Raw genomic sequence first — 14,882 nt, 5'->3', positions numbered from 1 at the left:
TATGTGGCGAGGAACGAATCGCGGCGGTAGCCAGATGATACTCACTGCCTATGAATACGACCCGGAAAACAAAAAATCAAAGTCGGTTTACCTGCTACGGCATCACAGCAAAGTTAAGCAGACCACGCTTGAGCAAAAGCTTGTTGTTGAGAACGATGCGTTTGGTCGGTTTAAACCGATGGTCGAGCTTGCCGACTTTCCCGAAAGATTAAGCGAGCGAGAAGCGATGCTGAAGCTGGCCGACTGGCTTCATCGGCTTGGTGTGGCAATTGAAGATAACTGGAGTACACCATGACAACAAACAAACTAACAGACGAGCAGTTGCAGGAAATCTACGGTGAAGCGGTATCGTGCGAACTGGCAGAGAAAAACGGGGCGTATATGGCCTCTTTCGACTTGCTTTGCAAAATGGACGATGTAGGCGGCACGGCGCATGTTGTCCGAAAGCTTATTGATATGCTCCGGGCGGAGCGGGTAGAGCTACAGGAACGCCGCAAGGCTGATAGCCAAGCGCAAGCCACGCTAAATCGCCTTGCTGTGATTCTTCACGGCTCAGAGGTTGATTTAAACCTGCTAACGGTAACGGCCCAATCGCTGATGGATCGTTGCAAGGCTGCCAACTCTCCGGTAGCTCCGGATGGTTGGGTGATGGTACCTATGAGGTTAACAGCAGAGAACGGCGCAAAAGGTCTGCTATCAGGTGAGTTTTCGGAAACAAAGTTCATAAACTGCCCAGAGTGTTTTGGTGATGATGAGTGCGAAACATGCGACGGTAGCGGAAGAATTGAAATCACCGTTCCTGTCACATGGACGACCATCAAAGAAATTTGGGCCAAGGGCATTGAGCATTTTGCAGCAGCACCAAAACAGGAGAATGTATGCCATTCGATGGGATAGCACATAACGCACTGGCTGATGCCCGCCACCAGGCGAAATATGTTTCAGCGATTTGGCAGAAACTAATACCAACCACCAGCAACAGCTAAAGTTTCCCCGGGTGCAGCCGGGATAATGGAGAAATAACTATGAGCAATATTTTCCAGTTAGCTCCCAACGATTGGGTTTGTGAAAGCGTTCTGATCGCGGTTACCGGGCTCAAACCCGGAACCATCCTCCGTGCCAGAAAAGAATGCTGGATGATTGGGAGGGAGTATATCCACGTATCGCCTGACGGAAATCCTAAACCTTCCAGTGAGTGTATGTATAACAGAAAGGCTGTAGATGCCTGGGTCGCTTCAATGAAAAGCAAGCAGCCAGGGTGATTTGATGCCATGAAAAAGGTAAGCTCGTATCGCTCTTGGGCGTCTGGAGGTAACACCAATGGATAAAGTCACATATCCAACAGGCGTCGAAAACCACGGTGGCACTTTACGCATCTGGTTTAATTTTAAAGGTAAGCGAGTCAGGGAAAGTCTCGGTGTCCCTGACACCGCTAAGAACAGGAAGATAGCCGGGGAACTGCGGACATCAGTATGTTTTGCCATCCGCACAGGAACCTTTGATTATGCAACCCAGTTTCCTGACTCCCCTAACCTCAAGGCTTTTGGTGTAAGTAAAAAAGACATTACAGTGAAAGATCTTGAAGAAAAATGGCTGGATCTGAAACGGATGGAAATCTGCGCGAACGCATTCAATCGCTATGAGTCTGTCGCAAGGAATATGGTGCCGAGGATCGGAGGCAATCGCCTGGCGTCAGCAGTAACCAAAGAGGAATTGCTGTATCTCAGGAAAGACTTGCTAACTGGTTACCAGAATCCGACGAAAAACAAATCCCCGGCAAAAGGGCGAAGCGTTGTTACTGTGAACTATTACATGACGACAATGGCCGGAATGTTTCAGTTTGCTGCGGATCACGGTTACTTAGAGGTGAACCCATTCGAGGGAATTAAGCCTCTGAAAAAAGCCAGGGCAGAACCAGATCCTCTTTCTCGTGATGAATTTATTCGCCTGATAGATGCATGCCGGCATCAGCAGACGAAAAACCTGTGGTCATTAGCAGTGTACACAGGAATGCGTCACGGGGAACTGGTCTCCCTGGCCTGGGAAGATATCGACCTGAAGGCGGGAACAATTACCGTCAGGCGTAATTATACGAAACTTGGTGAGTTCACTCTACCGAAAACCGAGGCAAGCACAGATCGAGTGGTGCATCTTATCCAGCCCGCAATCAGTATCCTGAAAAATCAGGCTGAAATGACAAGGCTGGGCAGGCAACATCACATTGAAGTTCAGTTACGTGAGTATGGCCGTTCGGTGAACCATGAGTGTACATTCGTCTTTAACCCGCATGTGGTCAGACGCAGTAAGCAGGTCGGATTTATCTACCGTGTCGATTCAGTAGGCGACTCCTGGGAAGCGGCACTAAAGCGCGCGGGGATCAGACACAGAAAGGCGTACCAGTCACGACATACCTATGCGTGCTGGTCATTATCTGCTGGTGCAAACCCGAGTTTTATTGCCAGTCAGATGGGGCATGCGAGCGCGCAGATGGTGTTCAATGTTTACGGTGCATGGATGGCTGACAGCAGCGCAGAGCAGATCGCAATGCTGAATCAGAAGCTGGCAGATTTTGCCCCATTGATGCCCCATAGCCACGAGAACAGTACGGGAGGATTATTAAAATCAGTAAGTTAAACCCTAACGCCCGTCATGTTAACTGTGTGGAGGGTAATACCACGCTGTACGCCATGCCGAAAGCCGAGATTGTTAACCGCTGGTTTGCACAAACCAGCGACGATTTTCGCTTCTGTTTCAAATTCCCGGCCACCATCTCGCATCAGGCCGCACTGCGGAATTGCGATGATTTGGTGCAGGCATTCTTTACGCGCATGTCACCACTGGATGCCCGCATCGGACAATACTGGTTGCAGCTACCTGCCACGTTCGGCCCACGTGACCTCTCTGCTCTGTGGCAATTCCTCGATGCCCTCCCTAAAACGTTTACCTACGGTGTCGAGGTTCGTCATCCGGATTTCTTTGCGAAAGGTGAATCAGAGATTCAGCTCAATCGGGGTCTGCATGAACGCGGGGTTAATCGGGTCATTTTAGACAGTCGTCCGGTCCATGCCGCGATCCCACACACGGAAGCGATACGCGATGCTCAACGTAAGAAACCAAAGGTCCCGGTCCATGCGGTCGTCACGGCAAACCACCCGATGGTCCGTTTTATCGGTAGTGATAACATGACACAGAATAGGCAGTTCTTTGCCGCCTGGCTGGCAAAGTTGTCACTCTGGCAGCAGACCACCACGCCATATCTGTTTTTGCACACGCCGGATATCGCACAGGCTCCTGAGCTGGTAGACACGCTATGGGCGGATTTACGCAATGCCCTGCCAGAGATCGGATCAGCACCCTCGATTCCACAGCAATCTTCTCTTTTCTGAAAATGCCACCTATCATAGACAGTGCCAGCAGCCATTTTAAAAGGGAGTTTGTATGGTAAGCGCGCTTTATGCCGTCCTGGGTGCGTTGTTGTTGATTAAGTTCTCCTTTGACGTCGTTCGCCTGCGCATGCAATACCGCGTAGCCTATGGCGACGGCGGTTTTAGCGAACTACAAAGTGCAATTCGCATTCACGGTAACGCGGTGGAATATATTCCTGTCGCACTGGTGCTGCTGTTATTTATGGAAATGAACGGCGCAGAAACGTGGATGGTGCATCTTTGCGGGCTGATGCTGATAGCCGGGCGACTGATGCATTATTACGGATTCCATCACCGTCTTTTCCGCTGGCGTCGTTCCGGCATGAGCGCCACCTGGTGTTCGCTGTTACTAATGGTGCTGGCGAATCTTTGGTATATGCCCTGGGAGTTGGTTTTCTCCCTGCATTAGCGCACAATACGCCACTTTATTTTTCCCGGATTTTTACGTTATGTCTCACCGCGACACGCTTTTTTCTGCGCCTATCGCCAGTCTGGGTGACTGGACCTTTGATGAACGGGTAGCTGAAGTCTTCCCTGATATGATCCAGCGTTCCGTTCCCGGCTATTCCAATATCATCTCCATGATTGGAATGCTGGCCGAACGTTTCGTACAACCCAACACGCAGGTCTACGATCTGGGCTGCTCTCTGGGTGCCGCGACGCTCTCAGTACGTCGCAATATCCATCATGAGAATTGCAAAATTATCGCTGTTGATAACTCGCCGGCCATGGTTGAACGCTGTCGTCGTCATATCGATGCCTATAAAGCCCCTACGCCTGTTGACGTGGTCGAAGGCGATATTCGCAACATCACTATCGAAAACGCCTCGATGGTGGTGCTGAATTTTACCCTGCAATTCCTTGAACCACCTGAGCGCCAGGCATTGTTGGATAAGATTTATCAGGGGTTGAACCCCGGCGGTGCGCTGGTGCTGTCAGAGAAGTTCAGCTTCGAAGATGCAAAAGTTGGCGAACTGCTGTTCAACATGCACCACGACTTCAAACGCGCCAATGGCTACAGCGAACTGGAAATCAGCCAGAAGCGCAGCATGCTGGAAAACGTGATGCTAACTGACTCTGTTGAAACGCATAAAGCACGTCTGCATCAGGCAGGTTTTGAGCACAGCGAATTGTGGTTCCAGTGCTTCAACTTTGGGTCACTGGTAGCGTTGAAATCTGAGGTTCCTGCATGACAGACTTTGGTAACTTTTATCAGCTGATTGCCAAAAACCATCTTTCCCATTGGCTGGAAACGCTCCCGGCACAAATCGCCGCCTGGCAACGCGATCAACATGGGTTGTTTAAGCAATGGTCGAATGCCGTGGAGTTTCTGCCGGAACTGACGCCACATCGTCTTGATTTACTGCATAGTGTGACTGCCGAAAGCGAAGAGCCGCTCAGCGAAGGGCAGATCAAACGGATTGATACGCTGATGCGTCATCTCATGCCGTGGCGCAAAGGTCCATATTCGCTGTACGGCGTCAATATTGATACCGAATGGCGTTCCGACTGGAAGTGGGATCGCGTTCTGCCGCATTTATCCGATCTGACCGGGCGTACCATTCTCGACGTGGGCTGTGGTAGTGGCTATCACATGTGGCGCATGATTGGCGCGGGTGCTCATCTGGCCGTCGGTATCGATCCTACGCAGTTGTTCCTGTGTCAGTTTGAAGCGGTACGTAAATTGCTGGGTAACGATCAGCGGGCTCACCTGCTGCCGCTGGGTATCGAACAGCTTCCGGCGCTGAACGCGTTTGATACCGTATTCTCTATGGGCGTGCTCTATCACCGCCGTTCTCCACTGGAACATCTCTGGCAGTTGAAAGACCAACTGGTAAAAGACGGAGAGCTGGTGCTGGAAACGCTGGTGGTCGAAGGTGATGAAAATACCGTTCTGGTACCAGGCGACCGCTACGCGCAAATGCGTAACGTCTACTTTATTCCATCCGCGCTGGCGCTTAAAAACTGGCTGGAAAAATGTGGATTCGTGGATGTCCGTATCGCCGATGTCTGTGTCACCACCACAGAAGAGCAGCGTCGGACTGAGTGGATGATTACCGAATCACTGGCCGACTTCCTCGACCCGAATGACAGCAGTAAAACGGTTGAAGGCTACCCCGCCCCACTGCGTGCGGTTTTGATTGCGCGTAAACCCTAGTCATTTTTGCCGGGTGGCACATTTTCTCCAAAATAGTTCGGTTTGCAACAAGGCGGCGACGCAGCAAATCCCCGGGAGCGTAGATAACTACGTGACCGGGGTGAGCGAGAAAAGCCAACACAGTTGCAGGCCGAAATATGCAGGAGAAGGAGAAAAAAAGGCCCCTGTTGAAATTGCAGGGGCCTGGTACGAGCAAGCATCATATTGGGCGACATGATGCAACGGTAAAAATCAGCTGGCCTGGTGGTGCGCAATGATTGCCTTCATTTCAGCAACCGCCGCCCCGTCTACCGCATAGCGGGAATATTCATCCGCCTGCGTATCCGAAGACATCGACAACCCCGAATTGCGATACCGCATGGGTGAAGCCAGCCATACTCCGGCAGAACTGTGGACTTCCTGCACTCCAGCGTTGAGGAACTGGGATAAATTCGCGGCGCGAACCCCCGCTCCGGCCATAATGATTGGAGCATCCACCTGCGCAATAAGTTCCATTATTTTTGTTAAACCTTGCGCTGCATCTGATTTTTGCCCGGAAGTCAGCACTCTGTCGACGCCCAAATTGGACAATTTATTCAGCGCATTTAATGGGTTGGCGCACATATCGAAGGCCCGATGAAACGTGACATTTAGCGGGCCCGCAGCAACCATTATTTTTTCCATACGTGGCATATCGACATTTCCGTCCACATCAAGAATGCCGGTCACCAGCCCTGAAAAACCTAAATCTCTGACCATCGCGATATCATCAAGCATCGCAGAAAATTCACCGTCGGTGTAACAAAAATCGCCCCCGCGCGGGCGGATAATGGGATGAATAGGAATAGAGACATGCTGGCGTACAGAGCGCAACACCCCCAGCGACGGCGTTAACCCCCCTTCTTTAGGCGCCGAGCACAGTTCAATACGATCGGCACCCTGAAGTTGCGCGGTGCGTGCGCACTCCATGCTGTAACAGCAGATTTCCAGTAATGCCATCACTCACTCCTGTTGCTCGCTTGCTACAATCGCTTCAATTGACCACGGATGAAATTTGATGGTGATGCTGCCATCACTGACCGCCAGTGTCGGATTCGGTAAACGCTCACGCTCTCCTTTTGGCGAGCTGGTTTTCACGAAAATCCCCGGCTGACTCAATCCGTCATCAGAAAGCAGCGCCAGCGCACGCGTGTTCAGCGTTTCTGGCGCACCGGGCAGAACGATTTCGATATGCTCCCACCCCTCATGCGGGTAACGCTTTTCACCCGGCCATGGCAACTCAACCACCGAAAACTGCCAGTGCGCGACACAAACCGGCTCATCCAGTCTGAACAGGCAAATCGGTCTGCCATTAATGATATTTTCCGATAACAGCGCACCACACTGTTCAAATCCCCGACGCCAGCGTTCTGCGGTGGTATTTTGATGACAACGCAGAGAAATGTGATCGGCTTCAAGCGATGAGACATCCAGGCCAAGACGGGTGGAAAGCGACGTTAACGCCTGAGTGAAATGCGGTAAATCTGCGGAAATATCATGCAGTTCTTCAACTGCCTGCCAGTTAGCCATATTGAATGCTCATATCCATATTCAAAGCCGCTAATTTACTCTGTTGCGCAGCCCCATCCAACTGCTGATTTTTTCACATGTCGCATGAATAATTATACGTAATGACATTGTTTATATTTCAGGCAGCTGGCGGTACTCGTAATGCTGACGGCAACGGGCATTTGCAGTATACTCCCGCCCTAAATTCTTAAACTGGTGCGGTGAATTTTATCCCGCTTCATAAATGTAAGGTATTCCGGTGAATATTCAGGCTCTTCTCTCAGAAAAAGTTAGTCAGGCCATGATTGCTGCAGGCGCGCCTGCAGATTGCGAACCGCAGGTTCGTCAGTCAGCAAAAGTACAGTTCGGCGACTATCAGGCCAACGGCATGATGGCAGTTGCTAAAAAACTGGGTATGGCGCCGCGACAACTGGCAGAGCAGGTGCTGACTCATCTGGATCTCAGCGGGATTGCCAGCAAAGTTGAAATTGCAGGCCCAGGCTTTATCAACATTTTTCTCGATCCGGCATTCCTCGCGCAGCATGTTCAGCAGGCGCTGACCTCCGATCGTCTGGGCGTCACTCAACCGGCTAAACAAACGGTTGTTGTTGACTACTCCGCGCCTAACGTGGCGAAAGAGATGCACGTTGGCCACCTGCGTTCCACCATCATCGGTGACGCTGCGGTACGTACGCTGGAGTTTCTCGGCCATAACGTGATCCGCGCAAACCACGTCGGCGACTGGGGCACCCAGTTCGGTATGCTGATCGCATGGCTGGAAAAACAGCAGCAGGAAAATGCAGGCGAGATGGCGCTGGCAGACCTGGAAGGCTTCTACCGCGATGCGAAGAAACACTACGACGAAGATGAAGCCTTCGCCGAGCGTGCCCGTAGCTATGTCGTGAAACTGCAGGGCGGGGATGAATATTTCCGCGAGATGTGGCGCAAGCTCGTCGACATCACCATGTCGCAGAACCAGTTAACCTATGACCGTCTGAACGTCACCCTGACCCGTGACGACGTGATGGGCGAAAGCCTGTATAACCCGATGCTACCGGGCATTGTTGCTGACCTGAAAGCCAAAGGTCTGGCTGTTGAGAGCGAAGGCGCTACCGTCGTATTCCTTGATGAGTATAAGAACAAGGAAGGCGAACCGATGGGCGTCATTATTCAGAAAAAAGATGGCGGCTATCTCTACACCACGACCGATATCGCCTGCGCGAAGTATCGTTACGAAACGCTGCACGCCGACCGCGTCCTCTATTACATCGACTCCCGTCAGCATCAGCATTTAATGCAGGCATGGACTATCGTGCGCAAAGCCGGTTATGTGCCGGACTCCGTACCGCTGGAACACCATATGTTCGGCATGATGCTGGGTAAAGACGGTAAGCCGTTCAAAACTCGCGCTGGCGGTACCGTAAAACTGGCCGACCTGCTGGATGAAGCGCTGGAGCGCGCGCGTCGTCTGGTGGCCGAGAAGAACCCGGATATGCCCGCTGATGAGCTGGAAAAACTGGCGAATGCCGTCGGTATCGGTGCGGTGAAATATGCGGATCTGTCGAAAAACCGTACCACCGACTATATCTTCGACTGGGACAACATGCTGGCGTTCGAAGGCAATACCGCGCCGTACATGCAATATGCCTACACCCGCGTACTGTCCGTGTTCCGTAAAGCGGATATCGACGAAAATGCGCTTGCCAGCGCACAGGTTATTATCAGTGAAGATCGCGAAGCTCAGCTGGCCGCCCGCCTGCTGCAGTTCGAAGAGACGCTGACCGTTGTGGCACGTGAAGGTACGCCGCACGTGATGTGCGCTTATCTGTACGACGTTGCCGGCCTGTTCTCTGGCTTCTACGAACACTGCCCGATCCTCAGCGCTGAAGATGAAGCGATTCGTAACAGTCGTCTGAAACTGGCGCAACTGACGGCAAAAACGCTGAAACTGGGTCTGGATACACTGGGTATCGAAACCGTAGAACGCATGTAAGCATATTAAAAAATACCAGGCCTGAGTTCGTAATCCGGACTCAGGCCTTTTTTATTTCCGGACATGCTGGTCTGAAACAATTCACAAGGAATGACACATTTCCGTAGAGGGATGGAACATTTTTTGCCTGTTATCCCGTTTACGCCTCCGTATCATTAGGCGGCGAATTAATCGGGTACGGGTCAATGACATTCAGAGATTTTGAGGCGGAAGAAAAACTTTTCCAGCGGCGTGTAATGGTGGCCTTTGGCCTGGTGGTCATCTGTTTTGGCATCCTGATTTATAACCTCTATAACTTACAAATCCGTCAACACCAGTATTACACCACCCGATCGGATGCCAATGACATCAAAATGCTGCCCGTCGCCCCAACACGCGGTATCATTTACGATCGCAACGGTATCCCGCTGGTACGAAATGTCACCTGGTACGACATTTCTGTGACGCCATATAAAATCAGCGATATGGACGCCCTGCTGAAGCAACTCACGCCGATTGTTGACCTCACGCCAGATGATATTGACCAGTTTCGCCATGAGCTGAAGGCCAGTAGCCGCTATCGCCCGGTAGTACTTAAAAATGCGCTGACCGATGTAGAAATTGCCCGTTTTTCTGTGAACCAGTTCCATTTCAGCGGCGTGACCATCAATAGCTACGAAGATCGCCAGTATCCTTATGGGGCGGAGCTGGCACATGTACTTGGCTACGTATCAAAAATCAACGATAGCGATCTAAGAGTACTGGATAAGAAAGGGCTGGCAGAGAACTACGCCGCCGACCACAACATCGGTAAGCAGGGCATTGAGCACTACTACGAAAATGACCTGCACGGCAAAACGGGTTATCAGGAAGTGGAAGTTGATAATCACGGGCGTATTGTACGTTTGATTAAAGACGTCCCCCCTGTCGCCGGAAAAGATATCCATCTGACGCTGGATTTACACTTGCAGGAATACATTGAAAGCCTGCTGGTGGGACAGCGCGCCGCGGTGCTGGTTGAAGATCCCCATGATGGCTCCGTGCTGGCAATGGTCTCAAACCCCAGCTACGATCCGAACCCGTTTGTAAAAGGCATCAGCTACCAGGATTACAACGCCCTGTTGCAGGATAAAGATCTGCCATTAATTAACCGTGTCACCCAGGGGTTATATCCGCCTGCCTCAACGGTAAAACCGTACATGGCGATGTCAGCCTTATTAAACGGGGTGATCACACCACAAACCCACTTCTTCGGCGCCCCGACATGGACACTCCCCGGTACCGAACGGCATTACCGCGACTGGAAAAAAACAGGACACGGCATGCTGGATGTGACCAAAGCCATTGAAGAATCAGCGGATACATTCTTCTATCAGGTGGCGTACATGATGGGGATCGACCGTATTAACAGCATGCTTAGCCAGTTTGGCTACGGCAAACCTACCGGTATCGATCTTGATGAAGAGTACAACGGCCTGCTGCCAAGCCGCGACTGGAAACAGCGGGTGCATAAAAAAGCCTGGTACCAGGGAGACACCATTTCGGTCGGCATTGGTCAGGGTTACTGGATTGCCACGCCGATTCAGATGGTAAAAGCGATGGTAGCACTGATTAACAACGGGAAAGTTATTTCCCCTCACCTGCTACAGGATGAAGAGAGCGGAAAAACCATCACGCCGTATCAAGCTCCCGAAGCATCAACACAAATTGCTTCTGCTTCATCACCCTATTGGGGACTGGTGCGTCAGGCGATGTTTGGCATGGCGAATGAACCGAATGGCACGGGTTACAAATTCTTCCACACCGCGCCCTACGGTATTGCCGCGAAAAGTGGCACATCACAGGTCTTTAGCCTGAAAGAAAATCAGACCTATAATGCGAAAATGATTCCGATACGACTGCGCGACCACGTGTTCTATACCGCATTTGCGCCGTATAAGAATCCAAAAGTCGCCATCGCATTGATTCTGGAAAACGGCGGCAGCGACGGGGTTACCGCCGCGCCGGTCATGCGACAGATTATGGATCATCTGTTTGTGCCGCAGAGTAGTGCCACACAACCAGTGCAGGGTTAAGCCTCCGGAATACTAGCGATAGTTCACAATCACCTGATTGCTCTGAACCTGCAAGGCTGGGATCAGGCGACCGCCACCAGGCACTTCCCAGACAAAGTGCATTGGCTCAATCGCAGGGACACTATTAAAGCCATTGGTGGTACCGCTTTGTCCATCCAGTTCAACACAACGGGACTGAGAGCATAAGCGCACACGTAACCCTGCAGGCGTAGGCCCATTTAATTCATAGCGCCAGGCGACCAGCGTCATCAGGCCTGAAACGGGCTGGCTGGGAACCAAAGGCGAAGATGAAGCCGACTCCCCACGATAATTTAAGGTAATCCCCATTCCGCTTGCCTGCCATGTCCCTTCCCCGGCAGCCTGTACAGTCAGTGGGAAAAGCAACAGCCAAAAAAATTTGCGCATTATTTACCTCCAATGGTCGCGGTCATACGGATATGGCGGTTATCGGAAAGCTCCATATTCGACAACACCACTAACTGCGGAATACTGCGGCGTAAAAAACGCGCCAGGAGAGGTCGCAGCGCATGATTCACCAGCAATACTGGCGGCGCACCCAACATTTCCTGACGAGACAGCGCTTCCTGCGTCTGTGCCAGCAACCGGTCTGCCAGACCAGGTTCAAGGCCCCCACCGCCCTGTAACGCTTGTAACAACAGGCGCTCAAGCGGTGTATCGAGTCCGATAACCTGAACTTCCTCGTTACCCGGGAACCACTGCTGAGTAATCGCCCGTCCAAGCGCCACACGCACCACTGCGGTGAGTTCATGCGGATCGTTCTGTAACGGGGCATGTTCCGCCAACGTTTCAAGAATGGTGCGCATATCACGAATAGGGACTTTTTCATCCAACAGGTTCTGCAGCACTTTGTGCAGAGTGGTCAGTGTGACCACTCCCGGCACCAGATCTTCTGTCAGTTTTGGCATCTCTTGTGAAACACGATCCAACAGCTGCTGCGCCTCCTGGCGACCAAACAGCTCTGCGGCAAACTGGCCAATCAGATGGTTCAGATGTGTGGCAACCACCGTACTGGCTTCAACAACGGTGAAGCCCTGAATTTGCGCCTGCTCTTTTAGCGCACTTTCAATCCAAATAGCATCCAGACCAAAGGCAGGATCAACCGTTTTCTCCCCTGGCAACGATCCGGCCGCGGTACCAGGATTGATAGCCAGCCAGCGTCCTGGGTAAGCATCACCACTACCAATCTCGACCCCTTTCATCAGAATACGATAGCGGGCAGGTTGCAGATCCATATTGTCGCGAATGTGTACCACTGGCGGCAGGAACCCCATATCCTGGGCAAATTTCTTACGAATGCTGCGAATACGCCCCAGCAACTCGCCATCCTGTTGGAAGTCCACCATCGGAATCAGGCGATACCCAACCTCCATTCCCAGCGTGTCTTCCAGCTGTACATCACTCCACGTCGCTTCTACCACCGAGTTATTTTCCGGCATTTTCACCGGCTGAGCTTCTTCGGGTGCTTTTTGCTCGCGTCCGCGCATCCACCAGGCCAGCCCCAGCAATGCCGCGGTAAACATCAGAAACACCAGGTTTGGCATTCCCGGTACCAGCCCCAGTAAACCGAGGACCGCCGCACTAAGCAGCATCACGCGTGGGTTGCTGAACAGTTGGGTGACCATCTGTTCACCCACGTCCTGATCGGTACTCACGCGGGTGACGATAACCCCCGCCGCCGTTGAGATAACCAGCGCAGGGATCTGTGCTACCAGCCCGTCACCGATAGTCAGCAGGGTATAGCTTTCTGCCGCGCTGCCCATGCTCATACCGTGCTGCAACACCCCAACCAGCAAGCCGCCAACCACGTTAATGACCATGATCAGAATACCGGCGATGGCATCCCCACGAACAAATTTACTCGCACCGTCCATGGAGCCGTAAAAATCGGCTTCCTGCGTCACTTCAGAACGGCGTTTTTTGGCTTCATCTTCACCAATCAATCCCGCATTCAGATCGGCGTCAATCGCCATCTGCTTACCCGGCATCCCGTCCAGCACAAAGCGCGCACCCACTTCAGCGATACGCCCCGCACCTTTGGTGATAACCATAAAGTTAATGATGACGAGAATGACGAAGACCACGATACCGATGGCAAAGTTACCGCCGACCAGGAAGTGACCAAAGGCTTCCACCACTTTACCTGCCGCCGCTGCACCTGTATGCCCTTCCATCAATATGATACGTGTTGACGCGACGTTCAGCGCCAGGCGCAACAAGGTGGTGAACAGCAGAATCGTTGGGAATGCGGCGAATTCAAGCGTGCGCTGAGTGAACATCGCCACCAACAGCACCATGATCGACAGCGCAATGTTAAAGGTGAACAGTAAATCGAGGATGAAGGCCGGAAGCGGCAACACCATCATCGACAGGATCAGCAGAATGAGGATCGGCCCGGCAAGAATTTGCCATTGCGTGGATTTCAGGTTGCCGGGCAGACGCAGCATCGCGACCAGATTAGCCATCAGTATTCTTCTCGTTCATAAAATCCAGTGCTTCAGGCACCGGAAGGTTTCCAGGTTGTGGTGGCGGCGTGCCGCCAGCCAGACGCCAGCGTTTTAGCTGCCATACCCATGCCAACACTTCGGCAACGGCGGCATACAATTGGCCAGGTATTTGCTGACCGATCTCAGCATGGCGATATAACGCACGAGCCAGCGGCGGAGCTTCTAACGTTGGGACTCGGTGCTCCGCGCCAATCTCCCGAATACGCAATGCCACCAGTCCGGCCCCTTTAGCCACAACTTTTGGCGCGCTCATCTTGTTTTCGTCGTACTGCAAGGCAACCGAATAGTGCGTAGGGTTGGTCACAATAACATCCGCCTTCGGCACATCTGCCATCATGCGACGCTGTGCAGCCGCACGCTGCATCTGGCGAATTTTGCCCTTAACGTGCGGATCACCTTCGCTTTGTTTAAATTCGTCACGGATATCCTGACGCGACATCCGCAGTTTTTTCACATGGCTATAAATCTGGAAAAAGACGTCAAACCCCACCATCGGAATGACGCCAAGCACCACCAGTAATGCGCACATACCGACTAAATCCAGCGCATTACCCATCGCCGTAATCGGGGATTCGGCCATCAGGCGCATCATCTCTGGCCAGTTATGCCAGAGATAGAATCCCGCCACGCTACCCACCAACGTGGATTTCAATATGGCTTTAAGCAGTTCCGCCCCGGTTTGCGCCGAGAACATACGCTTAATACCCGGCAGCGGATTCAGCTTTGAGAATTTGGGTTGCAGCGATTTACCACTGAAGATCAAGCCGCCAAGCATCACCGGGGAGATCAAGGCCACCAGCACCACGCCTGTTATCAGCGGTAACAGCGCAATCATGGCGTCTTTAATCAACAGAATGATTTGACTCAGGATCAGGTTAGGGTCATTGACCATACTGTGGTCAAAGCGTAATCCGGTTGACAGCATGCCTGCCAACCGACGGGCGAGCGACTCCCCACCAATCCAGATAACGCACACGCCCACCAGCAAAATAAGCAGTGAGGTTAGCTCCTTGGATCGGGGTATCTGCCCTTCTTCCCGTGCTTTTTCAAGTCGGTGGGGTGTGGGGGCTTCTGTTTTGTCGTCGTCGCTTTCTTCTGCCACGCATCAGACCCTGGGTAGAGATATAGGCGTGAATGATGCCAGAACAGACATGCAACAATGGGAAGAGTAAGCGGTAAAAAAGACGGGATTTATGGCTT

The 14,882-nt window shown here is 52.2% G+C and carries 15 protein-coding genes and 1 pseudogene; 11 read left to right on the top strand and 5 right to left on the bottom strand.

The features are described 5' to 3' along the window. Position 1 precedes the first annotated feature (1 nt). The 9 genes and pseudogenes from OGX95_RS09835 to cmoB all read left to right on the top strand — a co-directional run bounded on the left by OGX95_RS09835 (position 2) and on the right by cmoB (position 5,583). Positions 2-295 (top strand): hypothetical protein, encoded by a 294-nt coding sequence (locus OGX95_RS09835; protein ID WP_044701466.1) that lies wholly within the window; start codon positions 2-4, stop codon positions 293-295. Continuing rightward, a complete protein-coding gene (locus OGX95_RS09830) occupies positions 292-897 on the top strand; it encodes a molecular chaperone DnaJ (protein ID WP_286629285.1) in 606 nt (201 codons plus the stop codon). Before OGX95_RS09835 ends, OGX95_RS09830 begins: the two co-directional genes overlap by 4 nt. After that, positions 879-986, top strand: a pseudogene (locus tag OGX95_RS09825) (3'-5' exoribonuclease domain-containing protein); the annotation flags it as partial. The gene OGX95_RS09830 and the pseudogene OGX95_RS09825, both read left to right, overlap by 19 nt. A 39-nt stretch (positions 987-1,025) precedes the next feature. After that, a complete protein-coding gene (locus tag OGX95_RS09820; protein ID WP_003839185.1) occupies positions 1,026-1,262 on the top strand; it encodes an excisionase family protein in 237 nt (78 codons plus the stop codon). A gap of 58 nt (positions 1,263-1,320) precedes the next feature. Continuing rightward, positions 1,321-2,634 (top strand): tyrosine-type recombinase/integrase, encoded by a 1,314-nt coding sequence (locus OGX95_RS09815; RefSeq protein WP_286629284.1) that lies wholly within the window; start codon positions 1,321-1,323, stop codon positions 2,632-2,634. Continuing rightward, entirely contained in the window at positions 2,613-3,386 is a 774-nt protein-coding gene (locus tag OGX95_RS09810; protein WP_286629326.1) for a DUF72 domain-containing protein, read from the top strand. Before OGX95_RS09815 ends, OGX95_RS09810 begins: the two co-directional genes overlap by 22 nt. A gap of 52 nt (positions 3,387-3,438) precedes the next feature. Further along, positions 3,439-3,834 carry an MAPEG family protein gene (locus OGX95_RS09805; protein ID WP_003034689.1) on the top strand — a complete coding sequence of 132 codons (396 nt, stop codon included), beginning with the start codon at positions 3,439-3,441 and terminating at the stop codon, positions 3,832-3,834. Between the two features lie 40 nt (positions 3,835-3,874). Continuing rightward, the gene (gene cmoA / locus OGX95_RS09800; RefSeq protein ID WP_271441785.1) at positions 3,875-4,618 is read left to right on the top strand and encodes a carboxy-S-adenosyl-L-methionine synthase CmoA; all 744 of its coding nucleotides are present in this window, start codon (positions 3,875-3,877) and stop codon (positions 4,616-4,618) included. Further along, positions 4,615-5,583, top strand: coding sequence for a tRNA 5-methoxyuridine(34)/uridine 5-oxyacetic acid(34) synthase CmoB (gene cmoB / locus OGX95_RS09795; RefSeq protein WP_286629283.1), 969 nt, complete (start codon positions 4,615-4,617; stop codon positions 5,581-5,583). Before cmoA ends, cmoB begins: the two co-directional genes overlap by 4 nt. Before the next feature lie 231 nt (positions 5,584-5,814). On the opposite strand, the gene cutC is transcribed toward cmoB, so the two are convergent. Together cutC and OGX95_RS09785 are read right to left on the bottom strand one after the other, a co-directional pair. Continuing rightward, complete coding sequence (gene cutC, locus OGX95_RS09790; RefSeq protein WP_286629282.1) at positions 5,815-6,561, bottom strand: copper homeostasis protein CutC; 747 nt, start codon at positions 6,559-6,561, stop codon at positions 5,815-5,817. Positions 6,562-6,564: 3 nt separating this feature from the next. Further along, on the bottom strand, positions 6,565-7,131 hold the full coding sequence (locus OGX95_RS09785) for a VOC family protein (protein WP_286629281.1): 567 nt from the start codon (positions 7,129-7,131) through the stop codon (positions 6,565-6,567). A 238-nt stretch (positions 7,132-7,369) separates the two neighbouring features. Here OGX95_RS09785 and argS point away from each other — a divergent pair, with 238 nt between their 5' ends. Both argS and mrdA2 read left to right on the top strand, forming a co-directional pair. Next, complete coding sequence (argS, locus tag OGX95_RS09780) at positions 7,370-9,103, top strand: arginine--tRNA ligase (RefSeq protein WP_286629280.1); 1,734 nt, start codon at positions 7,370-7,372, stop codon at positions 9,101-9,103. Between the two features lie 185 nt (positions 9,104-9,288). Continuing rightward, complete coding sequence (mrdA2, locus tag OGX95_RS09775) at positions 9,289-11,157, top strand: peptidoglycan DD-transpeptidase MrdA2 (RefSeq protein WP_286629279.1); 1,869 nt, start codon at positions 9,289-9,291, stop codon at positions 11,155-11,157. A 12-nt stretch (positions 11,158-11,169) separates the two neighbouring features. On the opposite strand, the gene flhE is transcribed toward mrdA2, so the two are convergent. Genes flhE through flhB form a run of 3 tightly spaced genes read right to left on the bottom strand, consistent with a single transcriptional unit; the run spans position 11,170 to position 14,784 of the window. Continuing rightward, positions 11,170-11,562 carry a flagellar protein FlhE gene (gene flhE / locus OGX95_RS09770; RefSeq protein WP_286629278.1) on the bottom strand — a complete coding sequence of 131 codons (393 nt, stop codon included), beginning with the start codon at positions 11,560-11,562 and terminating at the stop codon, positions 11,170-11,172. Further along, entirely contained in the window at positions 11,562-13,640 is a 2,079-nt protein-coding gene (flhA, locus tag OGX95_RS09765; RefSeq protein ID WP_202038384.1) for a flagellar biosynthesis protein FlhA, read from the bottom strand. Before flhA ends, flhE begins: the two co-directional genes overlap by 1 nt. Then, complete coding sequence (gene flhB, locus OGX95_RS09760; RefSeq protein WP_286629277.1) at positions 13,633-14,784, bottom strand: flagellar biosynthesis protein FlhB; 1,152 nt, start codon at positions 14,782-14,784, stop codon at positions 13,633-13,635. The genes flhA and flhB overlap by 8 nt, the downstream gene beginning before the upstream one ends. Positions 14,785-14,882: the final 98 nt, after the last annotated feature.

Source organism: Citrobacter sp. Cu233, from assembly GCF_030332225.1.
Taxonomy (GTDB): Bacteria; Pseudomonadota; Gammaproteobacteria; order Enterobacterales; family Enterobacteriaceae; genus Citrobacter.
This window is presented reverse-complemented; position numbering and strand designations above follow the sequence as displayed.

What these genes read in the sequence shown, in the direction of transcription:
- cutC (WP_286629282.1), bottom strand. Translation starts at nt 6,561, where the DNA reads ATGGCATTACTGGAAATCTGCTGTTACAGCATGGAGTGCGCACGCACC.
- cmoA (WP_271441785.1), top strand. Translation starts at nt 3,875, where the DNA reads ATGTCTCACCGCGACACGCTTTTTTCTGCGCCTATCGCCAGTCTGGGT.
- OGX95_RS09820 (WP_003839185.1), top strand. Translation starts at nt 1,026, where the DNA reads ATGAGCAATATTTTCCAGTTAGCTCCCAACGATTGGGTTTGTGAAAGC.
- OGX95_RS09805 (WP_003034689.1), top strand. Translation starts at nt 3,439, where the DNA reads ATGGTAAGCGCGCTTTATGCCGTCCTGGGTGCGTTGTTGTTGATTAAG.
- cmoB (WP_286629283.1), top strand. Translation starts at nt 4,615, where the DNA reads ATGACAGACTTTGGTAACTTTTATCAGCTGATTGCCAAAAACCATCTT.
- mrdA2 (WP_286629279.1), top strand. Translation starts at nt 9,289, where the DNA reads ATGACATTCAGAGATTTTGAGGCGGAAGAAAAACTTTTCCAGCGGCGT.
- flhA (WP_202038384.1), bottom strand. Translation starts at nt 13,640, where the DNA reads ATGGCTAATCTGGTCGCGATGCTGCGTCTGCCCGGCAACCTGAAATCC.
- OGX95_RS09830 (WP_286629285.1), top strand. Translation starts at nt 292, where the DNA reads ATGACAACAAACAAACTAACAGACGAGCAGTTGCAGGAAATCTACGGT.
- OGX95_RS09815 (WP_286629284.1), top strand. Translation starts at nt 1,321, where the DNA reads ATGGATAAAGTCACATATCCAACAGGCGTCGAAAACCACGGTGGCACT.
- OGX95_RS09835 (WP_044701466.1), top strand. Translation starts at nt 2, where the DNA reads ATGTGGCGAGGAACGAATCGCGGCGGTAGCCAGATGATACTCACTGCC.
- flhE (WP_286629278.1), bottom strand. Translation starts at nt 11,562, where the DNA reads ATGCGCAAATTTTTTTGGCTGTTGCTTTTCCCACTGACTGTACAGGCT.
- OGX95_RS09785 (WP_286629281.1), bottom strand. Translation starts at nt 7,131, where the DNA reads ATGGCTAACTGGCAGGCAGTTGAAGAACTGCATGATATTTCCGCAGAT.